The following is a 16,864-nucleotide window of genomic DNA, read 5'->3' on the forward strand; positions in this document are numbered from 1 at the left end:
CGGCGCACACGGCGCGCGGTACTAGAGTGGATGGCGTATGTGTTGTCCCTTCCCGGCCATGCGCTCGCACGTCGCGGGAAGGCGGGGAAAGGACCGATGATGAACGATCACGGCACGAGCGGCGCCGGCATGGCAAGCGCACAGGACATCGAACCCGAGGATGGGCCACGCACCGACGTGCTGCGCTCATGCGCCTACGACGTGGCGACGGTGCGCTCACTCGAACGCCCGTTGCTCGACGACGGCGTGTCGCTCATGCGCATGGCCGCCGCGGCCGCGGCGCACCGCGTGCTCGACGTCATCGACGAACAAGGATGGGAGGCGGACACGCTGCGCGTATGCGTGCTCGCCGGCGCCGGGGACAACGGCGGCGACGGCCTGTACTGCGGCGCGATGCTCGCCGACGAGGGACTCAACGTGACGGCGATCGCCGTAGGCCGATCGCTGCACGACGAGGCGTACGCCGCATTCCGCAAAGCCGGCGGCCACGTCTTCACGCTCGACCCGAACGCGAGCATCCCCGGAGCCCCCGTCGGATTCTCCTCCGGCGAGGCCGGCGCACGCCTCGAACAGGCCGTGCGCTTCACCTCGCGTGCGCACATCATCATCGACGCGATGACCGGCATCGGCGTCAACGGCGCGCTGCACGGCATTCCCGCGGCCATCGCCGAGGTCGTCGGCACGCACGGCGCGCCCCCGCGCCCCGCACTACCCGACGACGAGCTCGACATCGAATTCCCCTTTGTGCTTGCCATCGACACGCCATCCGGCGTCGGCGTCGGGGACGGCACACTGCCCGGCGCGTACATTCCCGCCGACGTGACGATGATGTTCGGCGCGCTCAAGCCATGTGCGATGCTGCCGCCCGCCTGCTACGCGTGCGGCCGCGTCACGCTCGTCGACTTCGGCTTTGACGTCGACGCCGCCGACCCGGACGTCGAGATTGTCGACCGCGCCTTCGCGCAGTCCGCGATCCGCATCCCGCGCCTTGATGACGCCAAATACGAACGCGGCGTGGCCGGACTGATCACCGGCTCCGACGCCTATCCGGGCGCCGCCGTCCTGTCCGCATGCGCCGCCGCGCGTTCGAATATCGGCATGGTGCGCTATCTGGGGCCTGACCGCGCACAGGACCTCGTGCTGCATGCGCTTCCCGAAGCCGTCATCGGCAAAGGCCATGTGCAGTCCTGGGTCGTCGGCTGCGGCATCCCCGACGGCGTGCACGGCGACGACAAGGACCTGCAGCGGACCCGCGCGAAAGCCCTTCTCGCCCACTACTCGCTCGACGGCGACGAGGACGGGCGCCGCGCCGCGCTTGCGATGCCGCCGATCGTCGTCGACGCCGGCGCGCTCGACCTGCTGCCCGCGCATGTGCCCGCGCATGTCGTCGTCACGCCGCACGCCGGCGAGATGGCGGCGCTGCTCACGCGCCTCGGCGAGGCGCGTGACCCCGCCGACGTGTCCGCCCGACCGCTGGCCGCCGCGCGCCGCGCCTGCGAACTGACCGGTGCGACCGTGCTGCTCAAGGGCGCGATGACCGTCATCGTCGGCGCCGACGATGACGGCGCGACACGTACGCTCGTATGCGGACGTGCCCCCGCGTTCCTCTCCACCGCCGGCGCTGGAGACGTACTCGCCGGCATCACCGGCGCGATGCTCGCCCAGCAGGCCGACGAGGTCGTCGCGGATCCCTCGCTCGCCGCCGAGATCGTCGCCGGCGCCGCCTACGTGCACGGACTCGCCGCCGCGCTCGCCTCGCACAGCGACCAGCGCGCTTGGGACGAACCTGCGTTGTTCTCCGATGGCGACGAGGACACGCACGCCTCGCAATCGGTCGGCCATCCAATCGTCGCGATGGACGTCGTCAACGCGCTGCCCGCCGCCTTCGACATGCTCAACGCGACCGCGCGCTACGAGTGAGCGAATAATCAGCTGCGGAATGAAAACGCATGCGCACGTGTACGGTGGGATATGCGTCCAGCCAACGAGCGTCCGCCATGAATGCGCGACGCCGTACAGAAAGGAACCATCATGACACTGCTGCAGCACGACGTCATCGACTTCACCCTCCAGGCCTACCAGAACGACGCCATCCGACAAGTGGGCAAATCCGACCTGCTCGGCCACTGGTCGCTGCTCTTCTTCTACCCCGCCGATTTCTCCTTCGTCTGTCCGACCGAACTCGAGGACCTCGCCGACCACTACGACGCGTTCAAGCAGGCCGGCTGCGAGATCTACTCCGTCTCGTGCGACACCCAATGGACGCACAAGGCATGGCATGATGCGAACGAGAAGATCGGCAAGATTGCCTTCCCGATGCTCGCCGACCCGACCGGCGCGCTCGCACGCGACCTCGACACCTACAACGAGCACACCGGGCTGGCCGAACGCGGCGACTTCATCATCGACCCCGAAGGACGCGTCGTCGCCTATGAGGTGATCTCGTCGAACGTCGGCCGCGACGCCGCTGAGATCCTGCGCCGCGTCAAGGCCTCCCAATTCGTCTACGAGCACACCGATCAGGTGTGCCCGGCCACATGGGAACCCGGCGACAAGACGATCAAGCCGAGCCTCGACCTCGTCGGGGAGCTGTGATGAGCACCCCCGAACAGGACTTCTACGACGCCGTCGTCATCGGAGGCGGCCCGGCCGGGCTCACGGCGGCGATGTACCTCGCACGAGCGCGCTACCGCACGATCGTCATCGAAAAGGACGACTTCGGCGGCCAGATCACGATCACCGACGAAGTCGTCAACTACCCTGGCGTCCTGACGACCAACGGCCGCGCGCTCGCGACGACGATGCGCCGGCAGGCGCAGGACTTCGGCGCCGAACTGCGCACGGCCGACGTGACCGGCATCGACGTGCTCGACGACGGCGTCAAACTCGTGCACACGACGCGCGGCGACGTGCGCGCGTTCGCCGTCGTGCTCGCGATGGGCGCCGCCCCCAGACGCATCGGTTTCGCCGGCGAACGCGAATACGCCGGACGTGGCGTCGCCACCTGCGCGACCTGCGACGGCGAGTTCTTCACCGGCCGCGACGTCCTCGTCGTCGGCGGTGGCTTCGCGGCGGCCGAGGAATCGGTGTTCCTGACCCGCTACGCGCGCAAGGTCACCGTGCTCGTGCGCGAGGACGACTTCACCTGCGACGCGCAGGTCGCCGACCGCGCGAAGCACGATCCGAAGATCGACGTCCTCTACCACACCGAACTCGAAGGCGTCGAAGCCGGCGAACACGGCCTCGTCGAAGCCACGCTGCGCGATGCGCACACCGGTGACAGGCGCCACTGGCAGCCCGAAGACGACGGCACCTTCGGCGTCTTCGTCTTCGCCGGCTATGTGCCGCAAACCTCGATCGTCGACGGCTTCGTACGCCTCGACGACGACGGCTACGTGATCTGCAATCCGATGACGCTCGAAACGTCGGTGCCCGGCGTCTACGCCGCCGGCGACCTGCGCGCCAAGGATCTGCGGCAGGTCGTCACGGCGACGGCCGACGGCGCGATCGCCGCCGTGCACGCCGAACAGTACGCGGCGGACGCATCCAGGCGCACCGGCGTCGTGCCCGAACGCCCATCTGTCTCCGTCCACGAACGCAGGGAACGCGAGGCGGGTGCAAACATCCCGGAGCAGACGACGATCGCGCCCGCCTCGAACGCCGTCGACGACACGCCCGCCCCGCAGGTCGGCTCGTTCTTCGACGACGACGTGCGCACGCAGCTGCGCGTCATCTTCGCACGCATGCAACGGAACGTCACACTGCAGCTGCAACTTGACGACACGCCGCTGAGCGTCGAACTCAAAGCCTTCATCGAGGAACTTGTGCACCTTAGCGGCGGCAAGCTCGCCATGCTGTCCGACCACGTCGAACGTGTCGACGAACACGGCCGTGGCATCTTCAACGCGACGCTGCCGCTGCCCTTCGCCGCACCCGTCGTAAGCCTGCTCGTGCGCAACGACACCGGCGAACTCGTACCCACCGGCATCGCATTCCACGGCGTGCCCGGCGGCCATGAATTCAACGCCTTTGCGCTCGCGTTGTACAACGCGGCCGGCCCCGGCCAGCCGCTGCCCGACGACGAACGGGAACGCATCGAGGCGATCCACGATCCGGTCGACGTGATGCTGCTCGTCTCGCTGACGTGCACGATGTGTCCGGAGACGGTGCGCGCCGCGCAACGCATCGCATCGCTCAACCCGAACGTACGCGCCGAGGCCTACGACATCGCGCACTACCCCGAACTCAAGGAACGCTACGGCGTCATGAGCGTGCCGTGCATCGTCGTCACGCGCGGCGACCGGACGCGCACGGATTTCGGCAGGAAGGGCGTCACGCAGATGCTCGACCTCATCGACCATGTGTGACGAGCGCGACTGATTCAATACAGCAGCATGCGAAAGGAGGGTCCCGGCGACAGGGCCCTCCTTTCGCATATGCGCACGCTGTTCCGCCATATGTACGGGCGCACGACGACTTCGACGCCCGTGCAGTACACTGACGATGTCGTAAGTCCCCCTATCAGTCTTCACCAAGCGAGGTTCCCGATGGCCGATGCCCGTCCGATCACCGATGTCGTCTTCGATTTCTGCGGCGTGCTCGTCGACTGGCAGTGCCATTGCGCGCTCGACGGCCATGTGGACGCCGCGCTCGTCGAACGCATCTGCGCCGACGACGACCCCTACGGCTTCTTCCACTACGAGGACCTGATGGACGGCGGCATGCGGCTCGACGACGTGCTGCCGATCGTCGAAAGGGAGCACGGCGCGGACATCGCCGCGATCTACCGCTACTACATCGAGCATTACGGCGACGCGCTGCCGGACACGGTCGCCGGCATGGAGCGGCTGCTGCGCGACCTCAAGGCCGCAGGCGTGCACGTGTGGGGCCTGACGAACTGGGCCGAGGAGACCTTCCACTTCGCGTTCGAACGCTTCCCGCAGCTCGGGGAGCTGCTCGAGGGCACTGTCGTCTCCGGCGTCGAAAAGCTGCGTAAACCCGAGGCGCCGATCTACCGGCTCGCCGAGGAACGCTTCTCGCTCGACCCGTCGACGACCGTGTTCATCGACGACACGGCGAAGAACGTCGCCGGCGCCGAGGCGCTCGGCTGGCACGGCGTCCGCTTCACCGACGCGGACGGCACGCGCGACGCGCTGCGCGGGCTCGGCGCGGCCATCTGAACATCAGGACACTAGGACACAGGCAGGATAAGGAAAGGCGGCTCATGGCCACGTTGCTGCAGCTCAAGTACATCGTCAAAATCGTCGAATGCGGCTCGATGAACGAAGCCTCGCACATGCTGTACATCTCGCAGCCGGCGCTGAGCTCGTCGGTCAAGGAACTCGAGAACGAGCTCGGCATCGAAATCTTCACCCGCTCGTCGCAGGGCATCGCATTGACCGTCGACGGCGCCGAGTTCCTCACCTACGCGCGTCAGGTGCTCGACCAGGTCTCGCTCATGGAGGAACGCTACAAGAACGCGAAACCGCGCAAGCAGCTGTGCTCGGTGTCGACGCAGCACTACATGTTCGCCGTCGAGGCCTTTGTCAAGATGATCGAATCGATCCGCTCGGACGAGTACGAGTTCACGATCCGTGAGACGCGCACGCGCGACATCATCAACCAGGTCGCGAACATGCGCTCGGACATCGGCATCCTGTACCTGTCCGACTTCAACAAGCAGGTCATCGGCAAGCTGCTGCGCGAGAAGCACCTCGAATTCCATCCGCTGTTCCGCGCGCCGCTGCACGTGTTCATCGCGCGCACGAATCCGCTCGCGATGAAGAAGAAGGTCACGATGGAGGATCTCAAGCCTTTCCCGTTCATCCAGTACGAGCAGGGCGAGGAAGGCAGCTTCTACTTCGCCGAGGAAGCGGTGTGGCCGGAGTACTCCCCCAAGCAGATCAACGTGACCGACCGCGCCACGATCCTCAACTTCATCATCGGACTCAACGGGTACACGGTGTGCACCGGCATCGACAACGGCGACCTCAACAACGAGAAGATCGTCACCGTGCCGCTCGACACCGACGTGACGATGCTCGTCGGCTGGATCTCGCATGAACGCGCAAAGATCACGAAACCGGCGCAGGTGTATCTGGAGAAGCTCAAGGCCGTGCTCGCCGGGCATGGCTACGACGTCATCGAGCAGTAGGGAGATGGCCGTATCTGCGATTTTGGGGTGGAACAGGTGCGATATCCCCCGGCGTGTCACCGTTCAGCAGCCCGACACGCCGGCGGTTATGCCCGTCTTCCCCACCCCGAAATCGCAGATACACTCCGCGGGCCCATCAAGCATGTGCGGGACGCGAATCCAGACATATTGCCCCTCCTCCACGTCTTCTTTCGCTCGCTCTTCGCTCTTCTTTTTCCTTTTCCTCCCTTTCCCCTCTTCTTCCACTCGCTCTCTTTTCCCTCTTTCCTTCATTCTTCCTCTTTCCTTTCCTCTCCCTCCGCTTGCGTGGCTCTTCTCTTGGCACACATAACTCAGGATTTTGGCCGCACAATTGGGTTATGCGCGGTCTGTGCGCTGACTGCGCTCGACCACCGGCGCATTCCGAACATAAGCGCACGTGTCACGTTCGAATCCATGACGCAACAGCGCAGCAATTGACAATTGCCCATAGCTGCACCATTCGCGTGCTGATTTCGTCGAAGAGCCCTGCGCATAACTCAAGATTCCAGCAGGAATATCGAGCTATGCATGGCGGCTGCGGTGCTGACAGCCATTGAGAGGACCCTCTTCCCTAAGTGCTTTTGTTACCGTCGGATTGGCGCTTGGGTCGATGGTATGGGAAGAGATGCTTACTAACCGTAAGTACCTGTATATTCGTATGATATAATGAGAACATGCAGGACATCGACATCTTCTCCAAGGACTGCCCCACGCGCTTCAACCTGTCGGTCATCAGCGGCAAATGGGGACTACTCATCATCCTGGCGCTGGCGGACCGTTCGCTGCGCTTCAGCGAACTGGTGCGTACGATCGGCGGCATCAGCGAACGCATGGCGTCGCAGACGCTCAAGTATCTCGAGCGTTGCGGCGTCGTGCGCCGTCGCGTCGTGCAGCATGCGAAGCCGCCGCAGGTGTATTACGAGCTCACGTCGTTGGGCAGGCAGTTCGTCGCTCCCCTCTCCCAGCTCGTCGAGATCGCCAACCGCAACGTGGACGCGCTGATCTACCACCACGACTGATTGCAAGGTGGGCACCCACCGCTGCGAGCGCCATCAGCGACACAATCACCTTGTAGAGGGTCGCATAGGCGAATCCTTATGAATATCGTCGGCACGGTTCCCCGTCTCCGTACAATCCTTCTGCCCATGATAGGTGAAGGTCTCGCGGTGCCACATGGGCTTTTCCATAACGTGCATGGCATCGCTGATGATTCGGCTGATCGTGCCTCATGGCGGTCGGTGGTCTCATGCATCGGAAATCCGGCGCGTCCGCAGGCGGTCCCGGTTAGACTCCCGCATCAAGCCATCGAGAAGGAGAGCCGCATGGACGCACCGGACCGTTTATCTGAATCCTCTAAGCCGGGACGCATCAGTGAGCTGATGTCCGCGTTCGAGGATGAGCCGCTTGCCGACGTCATCGACCGTTTGATCTGGAATGGCCGCCGCTTGGACGCCACTGCGTTCGAGCGGTATGCGGCGCGCGAGATGGAGGCGGCTGATGCCCCGCGGCTGCGCCGCATCAGCGCGCAGTATCCTCTTCGCGGTATGCGTCTGGACAACGGATCCGCATGGATCGCCGTGCCTGATGGGATGCCTGCCGAGGACCGCATGGTCGTGCATGCCGTGGAGGCCGCGCTCACGCGTCTGTTCGCCGCGGATGCCGTGGCGTGCTCGCTGGATGATGGGCAGGGTCTCCTCACCACGCTCACCGATGCCGATCTCGGTGAGATGGACCCACTGATCCTCGGCGGTTGGCGCGAGCGTATGCGGTTCGCGCGCCGTCAGGCGGATCTCGACGTCAACCGCTATGGGCAGTGCGGGGACGATGGCGACTGGGGTGCGATGCTCAGGTGCTGTGCGATCAGCGAGTCGACCGTGCTTCCGCTGCACTATGAGTATCGCTGCGACTTCGACCGTGCGTCCGGTACGATGGGCATCGTGTTCCAGGCGCCCGAGGCTGGCCAGTTCAGTCGGTATGTCTACGACGGGTGTGGCGGATGGAGTCTGCTTTCCGATGAGCGGCGCGCGGCATGGGCGTCCGCGTACACGCTGCTGCTTGCGGGCGTTGTGGCGCAGATCGGTTTCAGCGCGCATGCCGCTACGCGTACGGTGTGGGTCACCGCATACGCGGATTCGGTGCAGCGGATGGATCGGCCCGTCGTGAGCTTTACCGTGGACCGTGCGAGTTTCGACGCGCGCATTGCGCCGCAGTATGCGGCCGGGCTGGATGATGCGGTTGTGGATGGCGACGCGGCGGCGGCCTTGCGTGTCCTGCTTGCCGCGGGTGCATGCAGCGTGCGACTTGATGCGCTCACCGGCGAGCTGGACGTGATACAGCCGCTGCCGCTGCCGCAGCCGCTGCTCGACGGACGCATCCCGCTGTGGAGGGACAACCGTGCGCTGCCGACGAATCTGCAACGTCGGCTGCATGCGCTCAACGTACGCTCATTGGACACCGAACATGATGACGGGGTCGTCACCTATGGGCAGATTGCACGGATTGAACAGGAGAACCGGGACCGCCCGCTCATCATGGAGGCCGAGCTTGAATCGGCGATCGCACGGATCGAATCGACGATGCCCGACGATGGCAAACAGCCGCTGTTCTGTGAGCATGCGCACGAACGTGCGGCGGTCGGCATGCTGTTCGCCCCGCCGTCCACGATCTACAGGCGCGTGCCGAAGTCGCTGTATTACGCGCATCTGGCGCTCGCGAACCTCTACATGAAGGAGGGAAGCGTACAAGCGGCGCTCAGGCATGCGCACGCGCTTGTGGAACTGGCTCCGCTCACCGCGGCGTCGTATTCCACGCTGGCGCTCGTGGTCTGGAGGACGACCCACGACGCCGATGCGGCGATTCATGCGTTCCGCACGGGGCTCGCGCATGCCGTCACCTTGCGCGACCGCAGTCTGCTGTATCTGCATCTGGGCTATCTGCTCGCCGATGTCGGCAGGAGCGCACTCGCGCTCGCCTGCGTGCAATGCGCGCTCGACGGCGACCTGCCCTATGACGAGATCGACGACGCCATCGAGGTGTTCCTGCGACTGCGTGCGCGGCTCGGGCGCGAGCAGCCGTTCGACGACGACGAGAGGGCGCAGCTGCTCGGCGCGCAGGAGCTGGACATCGACGAAACGTCCAAAGCCTGGATGTTCGCCCGAGGTGCCGCCGAGGAGCTCGCCGACTGTGGTTTCAAGTATGCGGCCGGCGTGTCCATGATCGCGGACAACGATCTGATGCGCGCATTGAGCGCCAGCCTCCGGTACGGCATGCTCAAACCTGCGACGGTGGATCAGGCCGCACGCGGTCGGCGAGCGCAATCCTGAAGACGGGCGCGGACGCCCTTCGGCATGGGCCGGCCGCGGCGCACATCACGGCCGGCCCATGCTCATTGGTTTCTGCCCGCAGGCATGCCTTGGGCTCCCTGATACGCGTTGCGCAGCCGGATAAGGTCGCCGCTGTCGAACACTGTCACGTCGGATGCGTCCATGGTGGACGCATCGTCGGTATGCGCGTCCGCATCGTCCGGCCACGCGCGCCCAGAGCGGAATTCCTTGAGCATATGCCCGTCGGCGCCGGCGAAGACGAACCCTTCGATATGCTCGCCGCGGTAGGTGTAGTCGTCGCGGATGATGTCGACGACGAAGGCACGCGCCGCATCCTCGTCCCCGAATACCGTCACGCGCTCTTTGACCGGCACGCCAAGGCTTTCTGCGAGCGTCGCGAGTTCGTCGTAGTCGCATAGTTCCCGGAATTCGAAGTTGTTGCGTACCGCGTCGAGCAGGTAGGCGGTCGTCTTGGGGTATTCGATGATGTGCTCGTCGTGTGTTTTGTCGCATACTTCGAACAGCGGTGTGGCGTTGTGTTCGCGGCAGTATGCCTTGAGTTTGCCCTGTGTGGTGACGATGATGCCGTCGTCGCGCGCGCCGACGACGTCCGGCGGCCCATATGCGCCGCGCATGCGGACCATCGGCGCATCCGTGTCCGCGTCGTACGCGCGATGCGGCTACACTACTGAAGCAACGTCGGGCGAGGACGCCCGGTCCGTATCCGACCAAAGGAGGGCATCATGTTCGGAGCGATCATCGGCGACATCGTCGGCTCGAAATACGAGTGGAACCCGATCAAAACGAAGGATTTCCCGCTGTTCTCCGACGGCTGCCGTTTCACCGACGACACGGTGATGACCTGCGCCGTGGCCGAGGGCATCATGAACGGCGGGGGCGCCGACGATTTCATCGACGCGATGAAAAAGTACGGCCGCATGTACCCGCATGCCGGCTACGGCGGCCGCTTCCGCCGCTGGCTCGCCTCGGACAGCTGCGAGCCGATCGGCAGCTTCGGCAACGGCGCGGCGATGCGCGTCTCCCCTTGCGGCTGGATGATGGACTGCGGATTCACGGCGCGCACCGGCTTCATGCCGATCGTCGGCCGTCAGCTGGCCGAACGGTCGATCGCCGTGACGCACGACCATCCCGAAGGCGTCAAAGGCGGCATGGCCGTCGCCGACGCGGTCTTCCTCGCCCGCTACTGGTTCGGCGGCTGCCACGGCGAGTTCGAACAAAGCATCGCCGACGACCCGGCCGAATGCAGGCAGCGCATCCGCGACTACATCAACCACGAGTACGGCTACAACATGAGCCTGTCCGTCGACCGCATCCGTCCCGGCTACCGTTTCGACGTGACCTGCCAGGGTTCGGTGCCCGAGGCGATCTGCTGCTTCCTCGACTCCGACGGCTTCGAGGACGCGATCCGCAACGCCGTGTCGCTCGGCGGCGACAGCGACACGCAGGCCGCGATGGCCGCGAGCATCGCACAGGCCGCCTACGGCATCCCCGACGACATCGCCGAGCAGGCGCTCTCCTACCTGCCCGGCCCGCTGCGCGACGTGCTCGAACGCTGGGACGACTTCTACCGCGAGCGCGACGTCCCTCCCCTCTTCTTCGAGCATCGTCCGTTCGCCGCGTAGCATACGCGTCGTCCGCGCCACCGATTGGGCGCGGACGACGTACCGTGTGATTGTTCGAGTGGTTATTCCTGCTCGGCCTGCGGTTTCTTGTCGTCTTCGACCCAGATCGGGTGGGGGCCGCCGTGGCAGGCTCGTCCGAGGGCGGCGCCGGCCCTTGCGGCGGCCGTCTTGTTCACGGTGTCGTGTTTCGTGGCCTCCTGCACGTATTCCTGCTGTTCCTTGATTTCTTCATCGGTGAGTTCCTTCATGCGGTTGCGCATGTCGTCTCCTTTGCTTGGCTCCATGACCGCTGTTGCGACTGTCGCCGTGACGTCCGCCGTGCTGCGGCGCCCGTCCGTCGTCGTGATACCCAGCGTATGCGCGCGCCGATCCACCCTGCAATATATTGCACATGCGATTTTCACGTGTCGATGCGCGTGATCTCGCACAGCGCCTTGTTGCGGTAGGTCAGGTCGCCGCGCATGTCGAAGCCGAGACGCTGCCAGAACATGTTGGCCGACTCGTTTCGGGCGAAGACGACGAGGGCGACCTTGACGATGCCTTCGTTCGCGAGCGCGTGCAGCGTCGCGTTGACGAGTCGGGTGCCGATGCCCCGGTGTTGGCGTTCGGGGCTGACGGCGGTGTGGTAGATGTAGCCGCGGCGCCCGTCATGGCCGGCGAGGATGGCGCCGTCGATATGCCCGTCGGCGTCCTCGTGCACGAAGCTCGTGGTGGGGTTGCGTGCAAGGTATCGGCTGATGCCTTGGCGTGAGTCGTCGATCGTGTTGAGTCCCATGCCGGCGTTCGACGTCCAGCATGCGACGACGGCGTCGTAGTCGTCGGGGGTCATGATGCGGATCATGCGGGTTCCTTTGTGGGCTCTATTTCCTCTTCAGTTTAAGGACCAGCTTTACAATGCCGATTACTGCTGCCGACAGCAATGGTAATCCGACTTTCACACCGGCTTCCGCCCGACCTACCGCTTGATCGATGCATGCGTCGCAGCGGTCCTGCTTGTTCTTGCTTGGGATTGGCTCTCCGCATTCCGCACAGTTTCTTTGCTCATGAGTGGTCATGATTCCTCCTTGTCGGTTTGTTCTTGGTCTGCTGCGGTCGTCTTGTCCCTCACATGGAGGCTCGGCGGATCGTCACCGTCTGTCGTGTCATCTTGGCCTCCTCCGATGTCTCGTCGTTCCGCGTCGGACGATAGGGTTCAAGCAGATTCCTCGGTATGTCTTCGCCTGCCGTCAGCGCACTGAACTGCAGGATGCGTTGGGCGGCGTCATCAATCTCATCGACGACGTCGGGGCGTTTCTGTGCTCTTGGCAGCCGTGAGTCGATCCTGAGGATCGTGTCACGGTCGTCGAGCCGCTCCGTCTCGATGAAGTCCGCGCATTCCTTCAGCGCACATCGTGCGGCGTCCATGTCGCCGAGCGCCACATGGCCTGCGGTTTCCACACGGACGCAGTTGAGGATGCCCGCCAGGTCGTCGTATGCCATGAGCGACTCGGTGATTCTTTGCTCTTCCTTCCACTTCCTATTTCTGAAGATGCGACCATCTTTGAGATCCTGAACGAGCACCTGCCATAGGCTTCGGTCAGCGCTGTCTTCGATGAGTCGCAGACGATCATGGAGGTGGCGCATGAGGGCGTGCTTGGCCTCGATGCCCGCTCCGATCGCCAGCATGATCTCTTGTTCGCGCCTGCGTCCGTCCGCGATCTTCAATGCCTGGTTGAGCCGATCCCATGCGGCATCCGCCTTGGCGAGCCGGTCCTGCTGCATTTCGCCGCGAATCTGTACAATCTGTTCGTGGATGTCCTCCATCTGTCCTTCGATCATCGCGAGCGCGGCCTGCGTTTCCAGATGCTGCAAGTTCATGAGCAATTGGGGTTCTGTCGTGACCTCCTTAAGCCGTATTTGGTGACGGATACGTCCTCTTTCGCCTTTCAATTGCGCCATGGGCTGGCCCGTCTTGCTGTCTATCATGAAGGTGAGCTGCCCGTTGTCGATCAGCTTCTTGAGGGAGTCTGGGATGTCCGCGACCATTTGCGTATCATGGTGAGTCATATCACACACGGCTTCGGCGAATGCCGGCATCGTGGTCCGCACCCGCTCCCAGCTGAACGATTTCCAGATCCTCCTGTTGGTTTTGGGATCGACGTCCACGCGTGCCATGCCCATCTTCTTGCCGACCGGATCCCAGCGTTCGATTTCGATCTGCAGCTGCGGCACAGGTTCGTAGGTTTCCTGCTCCCCGATGGGACGTGTCGGATCGTCCGCGACATGTCCGCATTCGGGGCATGTGCGCGCCGTGGCGGCGATGTGCGTGCCGCATTCGGGGCATTGGATCATGGGCATGGCGCGTTCCTTCCCTGACGTCGTCGTCGACTGGTTTCCCTCATGACCGTCCGCGAGCGCATGCGTTTTGCCTCGACGGTCCGTCGATGCTGGGAACAGTATACCGATGATCGACGGCTGCCTTCCCGAAGAAGCCGCGTTGTGGATTGAAACAAAGTCGCCCGCATCTCATTTCACCTGATAGACTTACGCTCGTGTCAAGCGTATGACGCGAGGAGGGTTTCATGCTTAAAGAGTTGGACTTTGAATCGGAGATGATTCATTATCTGGAGACCATCGGCAATACGAAGCAGTGGGAGTATCGTCCCGACATCAAGACCACGGAGCAGATGTGGCGAAATTTCCGTGAGATCCTGGAGCGTAACAATCAGGAGGCGTTGCAGGGGCGTCCGCTTACCGACGGCGAGTTCGCCCAGGTGCAACGCGAGATCTGCGATCTGAAGACCCCTTACGATGCCGGTCGCTTCCTGTATGGATTCAATGGTCGTTCCACCGTGACGGTGATGCGTGACGAGGCTCAGGATTCCGAATCGCAGCCGATGATTCTGACGGTCTTCAAGCAGGATGAGGTGGGTGCGGGAGACACGACCTATCAGATCGTCAACCAGATTCATCGTGAGCATGTGCAGGCCAACATGCAGGACCGTCGTTTTGATACGACGCTGCTGATCAACGGTCTGCCGATCATCCACATCGAGGAGAAGGCGGACAGGCATGACGCCTATGAGGGGCTGAACCAGATCCGCCAGTACATCGGTGAAGGTCTGTTCGGAGACATCTACTCGACCACGCAGATCCTGATCGGCATGACGCCGCATGATTCAAGGTACATGGCGAACACCGACGCGAAGAGCTTTAACACTGATTTTGCGTTCCATTGGCAGAAGGAGGACGACAATCAGACAGTGTGGGAGTGGCGCGACTTCTGCGACAGGATGCTTTCCATTCCGATGGCGCATTACATGGCGACGCAGTACGTGATTCTCGACGGCGCACGGAACCACAAGCATCTGATGGTCATGCGCCCATATCAGGTCTATGCCACCCGCCGTGTCATCGAACGGCTGCGCTCGCATGTATTCGGCGTCGACCCACTCGAGGTGGGCTACGTGTGGCATACCACTGGTTCAGGCAAGACCGTGAGCAGTTTCAAGACCGCATGGCTCGCCTCACGCCTTCCCAACGTGAACAAGGTGGTGTTCCTGGTGGACCGTCGCGCGTTGACCTCGCAGACCTACGACAACTACGCCGCGTACGATCCCGACACCGACGAGGACAACAACGGCGGCGTCATCTCGGATACGCGCAACACCGGCGATCTGAGAAGACGCCTGAAAAGCTCGCGCACCGAGAACAACATCATCGTCACCTCCATCCAAAAGATGGGACGTCTGGCCAAGTCGATGCCTGACGTCGTCGACAACCAGAACGTGGTGTTCATCGTCGACGAGGCGCACCGCTCCACAAACGGGGAACTGCTGCCACTGATCAAACAGAAGTTCCCGCGTTCGGCATGGGTGGGATACACCGGAACCCCCGCATTCGACAAGGACCTGACCCATAAGGCCTTCGGCGACCTCATCCACGCCTACACGATCCGCGAAGCGATCGCCGACAGGAACGTGCTCGGATTCCAAGTGGACTTCGAACACACGTTGAACGAGGATGAGATCAAGGAGAAGCTGCTCCCCGACCTGTTGCGCCTCAAGAACCCGTCGCTCACCGATCCGGAAATCGAGATGCGCATCGCCAGCATGACCGGCGAGGAAGTGGATTCGCTGGTGGACAGCGGTATCTACGACTGCAACGAACAGCATGTACGAGCAGTGGTGGCAGACGTCGTATCGCATTGGAACAGCCGATCGGTGAACGGCAAATACAGCGCCATCTTCACCACTCACGTCGGAGCGGGCAAGCCTTCGGCCCCGATGGCGCTCATGTATTTCGCCGAGTTCCAGCGCGCCAACGAGCAGCTGATGCAACAAGGACGGGAACCGCTCAACGTCGCGTTGACGTTCTCGCTGGACACCAGCAACTCCGACATGCAATTCGACAAGAACTCCGGACTGAAGGAAGCGATCCGCATCTACAACGCGGCCTTCGGCACACAGTTCGGCACCGACACCGTCGAGGAGTACTTCAACGACGTGGCCGACAGGCTTTCCGGAAAGGCCGAAGGCCCCAAACTGGACGTGGGCATCGTCATCGACCAGCTGTTGACCGGATTCGACTCGAAGATTGTCAACACGCTGTACGTGGATCGAGTGCTTTCCGGAGCGAGCCTGATCCAGGCGTATTCGCGCACCAACCGCGTATACGACATGCAGACCAAACCCTTCGGACACATCGTCAACTACCGTTGGCCGCTCATGTCGAAACGTCTCATGGACGCGGCCCTCAAAGTGTATGCGAATCCGGATTCCGCACTCGTCCAAGGCTCGCTCGGCGAAGACGAAAAGGAAGGGGGACTGGAAGGCGTCCTTGCCACACCATTCAAGAAACGAGTGGAGCAGACCTGCAAAATCGTCGACGCGTTGCGCGATCTCACCGACGACTTCACACAGATCCCACCCAGCGAGGCGCAGCAAAAGCAAGCTGCGGAACTGCTGCACGACTACAACAACGAAGTCGCGGCGCTGAAGCAGTACACGGACTACGATCCGTCCCACCCGGAGCAGTTGCTCAGCCAGCTGCACCTCAACGACGACAATCACGAATGGCTGCTCACCTCGCTACGCTACGGGCTGCAGCGAATCATAGTGGATTACGTGGATTCTCCCATAGACACCTCCAATCTGAACTTCGAAGCCGAGCACGTGACCGACGTCAAAGTTAACTACGACTACATCGAGGAACTGCTGGCCAAGCTCCTCAATCAGGTGCACGACCGGGAACCGGAGGCCGACAAGACCTTGGAGAACCTGCAGCATGCGATCGATCGACTGCCGGACAGGCATCAGGCCGAACAGATCCGGCGAACGGCGCAGGACGCCATGGAAGGCCGACTGGACGAGTACCCTTACCCCGTCGAACCATCCGACATCACAGGCATCGTGCGCACCCATATGGAGAACTCGCGGCGGCATGCGGTATTGCGTTTCCGTGAGGACTGGGGACTGGTCGACATCGTCACCGCCACGCAGCTCATCAACACGATGCTCGACCGGCACGTCATCGGCAAGAACGATCTCGACACGGACGAATCACTGTCCACGTTGCTTACCGCCGCCGTCAAGGACAGGTTCTACCAGACCGACGCCAAGAAATCGGATGTGCGAGCACTCTCCCCCATCCACTACAAGCGTGAGCTGCGCAAGGCCCTGCAGGAATTCGCGGATCAGGTCATCGCCGACTACAGCTGACCCATACCAATCCATCGATCGCAA

Annotated in this window: 15 protein-coding genes and 1 pseudogene; 9 read left to right on the plus strand and 7 right to left on the minus strand. The window is 63.1% G+C overall.

What is annotated here, in order from left to right; translation table 11 throughout:
• Positions 1 to 99: 99 nt before the first annotated feature.
• From CGZ88_RS02165 to CGZ88_RS02185, 5 genes are all read left to right on the plus strand, one after another.
• A complete protein-coding gene (locus CGZ88_RS02165) occupies positions 100 to 1,920 on the plus strand; it encodes a bifunctional ADP-dependent NAD(P)H-hydrate dehydratase/NAD(P)H-hydrate epimerase (RefSeq protein WP_423734404.1) in 1,821 nt (606 codons plus the stop codon).
• Positions 1,921 to 2,031: 111 nt separating this feature from the next.
• Positions 2,032 to 2,595 (plus strand): redoxin domain-containing protein, encoded by a 564-nt coding sequence (locus CGZ88_RS02170; protein ID WP_026645344.1) that lies wholly within the window; start codon positions 2,032 to 2,034, stop codon positions 2,593 to 2,595.
• Positions 2,595 to 4,367, plus strand: coding sequence for an FAD-dependent oxidoreductase (locus CGZ88_RS02175; RefSeq protein WP_034523885.1), 1,773 nt, complete (start codon positions 2,595 to 2,597; stop codon positions 4,365 to 4,367). The genes CGZ88_RS02170 and CGZ88_RS02175 overlap by 1 nt, the downstream gene beginning before the upstream one ends.
• A gap of 180 nt (positions 4,368 to 4,547) precedes the next feature.
• A complete protein-coding gene (locus CGZ88_RS02180; RefSeq protein ID WP_026645346.1) occupies positions 4,548 to 5,180 on the plus strand; it encodes an HAD family hydrolase in 633 nt (210 codons plus the stop codon).
• A gap of 44 nt (positions 5,181 to 5,224) precedes the next feature.
• Complete coding sequence (locus CGZ88_RS02185; RefSeq protein ID WP_026645347.1) at positions 5,225 to 6,154, plus strand: LysR family transcriptional regulator; 930 nt, start codon at positions 5,225 to 5,227, stop codon at positions 6,152 to 6,154.
• Positions 6,155 to 6,217: 63 nt separating this feature from the next.
• Here CGZ88_RS02185 and CGZ88_RS02190 read toward each other — a convergent pair whose 3' ends face one another.
• Complete coding sequence (locus tag CGZ88_RS02190) at positions 6,218 to 6,427, minus strand: hypothetical protein (RefSeq protein WP_101670961.1); 210 nt, start codon at positions 6,425 to 6,427, stop codon at positions 6,218 to 6,220.
• A gap of 422 nt (positions 6,428 to 6,849) precedes the next feature.
• Between CGZ88_RS02190 and CGZ88_RS02195 the strand changes: the two genes are divergently transcribed.
• Positions 6,850 to 7,194: a winged helix-turn-helix transcriptional regulator gene (locus tag CGZ88_RS02195; RefSeq protein WP_026645349.1), complete on the plus strand. Its 345-nt coding sequence runs from the start codon at positions 6,850 to 6,852 to the stop codon at positions 7,192 to 7,194.
• A 303-nt stretch (positions 7,195 to 7,497) separates the two neighbouring features.
• The gene (locus tag CGZ88_RS02200; protein WP_101670962.1) at positions 7,498 to 9,498 is read left to right on the plus strand and encodes a hypothetical protein; all 2,001 of its coding nucleotides are present in this window, start codon (positions 7,498 to 7,500) and stop codon (positions 9,496 to 9,498) included.
• A 62-nt stretch (positions 9,499 to 9,560) separates the two neighbouring features.
• Here the strand turns inward: CGZ88_RS02200 and CGZ88_RS02205 are convergent, their stop codons facing one another.
• Positions 9,561 to 10,133, minus strand: a complete 573-nt coding sequence (locus CGZ88_RS02205; RefSeq protein WP_165778683.1) for a T4 RnlA family RNA ligase — start codon at positions 10,131 to 10,133, stop codon at positions 9,561 to 9,563.
• A 108-nt stretch (positions 10,134 to 10,241) separates the two neighbouring features.
• Here CGZ88_RS02205 and CGZ88_RS02210 point away from each other — a divergent pair, with 108 nt between their 5' ends.
• On the plus strand, positions 10,242 to 11,141 hold the full coding sequence (locus CGZ88_RS02210) for an ADP-ribosylglycohydrolase family protein (protein ID WP_101670963.1): 900 nt from the start codon (positions 10,242 to 10,244) through the stop codon (positions 11,139 to 11,141).
• Positions 11,142 to 11,203: 62 nt separating this feature from the next.
• Here the strand turns inward: CGZ88_RS02210 and CGZ88_RS02215 are convergent, their stop codons facing one another.
• From CGZ88_RS02215 to CGZ88_RS09225, 5 genes and pseudogenes are all read right to left on the minus strand, one after another.
• Positions 11,204 to 11,401 carry a hypothetical protein gene (locus tag CGZ88_RS02215; protein WP_101670964.1) on the minus strand — a complete coding sequence of 66 codons (198 nt, stop codon included), beginning with the start codon at positions 11,399 to 11,401 and terminating at the stop codon, positions 11,204 to 11,206.
• 140 nt (positions 11,402 to 11,541) lie between these two features.
• On the minus strand, positions 11,542 to 11,982 hold the full coding sequence (locus CGZ88_RS02220; protein ID WP_243390034.1) for a GNAT family N-acetyltransferase: 441 nt from the start codon (positions 11,980 to 11,982) through the stop codon (positions 11,542 to 11,544).
• 19 nt (positions 11,983 to 12,001) lie between these two features.
• Positions 12,002 to 12,196: a hypothetical protein gene (locus tag CGZ88_RS08820; RefSeq protein WP_133120873.1), complete on the minus strand. Its 195-nt coding sequence runs from the start codon at positions 12,194 to 12,196 to the stop codon at positions 12,002 to 12,004.
• Between the two features lie 49 nt (positions 12,197 to 12,245).
• Complete coding sequence (locus CGZ88_RS02225) at positions 12,246 to 13,352, minus strand: hypothetical protein (RefSeq protein WP_243390035.1); 1,107 nt, start codon at positions 13,350 to 13,352, stop codon at positions 12,246 to 12,248.
• Between the two features lie 54 nt (positions 13,353 to 13,406).
• A pseudogene (locus CGZ88_RS09225) lies at positions 13,407 to 13,478 on the minus strand (zinc ribbon domain-containing protein); the annotation flags it as partial.
• A 224-nt stretch (positions 13,479 to 13,702) separates the two neighbouring features.
• Here CGZ88_RS09225 and CGZ88_RS02230 point away from each other — a divergent pair.
• Positions 13,703 to 16,840, plus strand: coding sequence for a type I restriction endonuclease subunit R (locus CGZ88_RS02230; protein ID WP_101670966.1), 3,138 nt, complete (start codon positions 13,703 to 13,705; stop codon positions 16,838 to 16,840).
• Positions 16,841 to 16,864 lie beyond the last annotated feature (24 nt).

The organism is Bifidobacterium anseris, assembly GCF_002860345.1.
GTDB lineage: Bacteria > Actinomycetota > Actinomycetes > Actinomycetales > Bifidobacteriaceae > Bifidobacterium > Bifidobacterium anseris.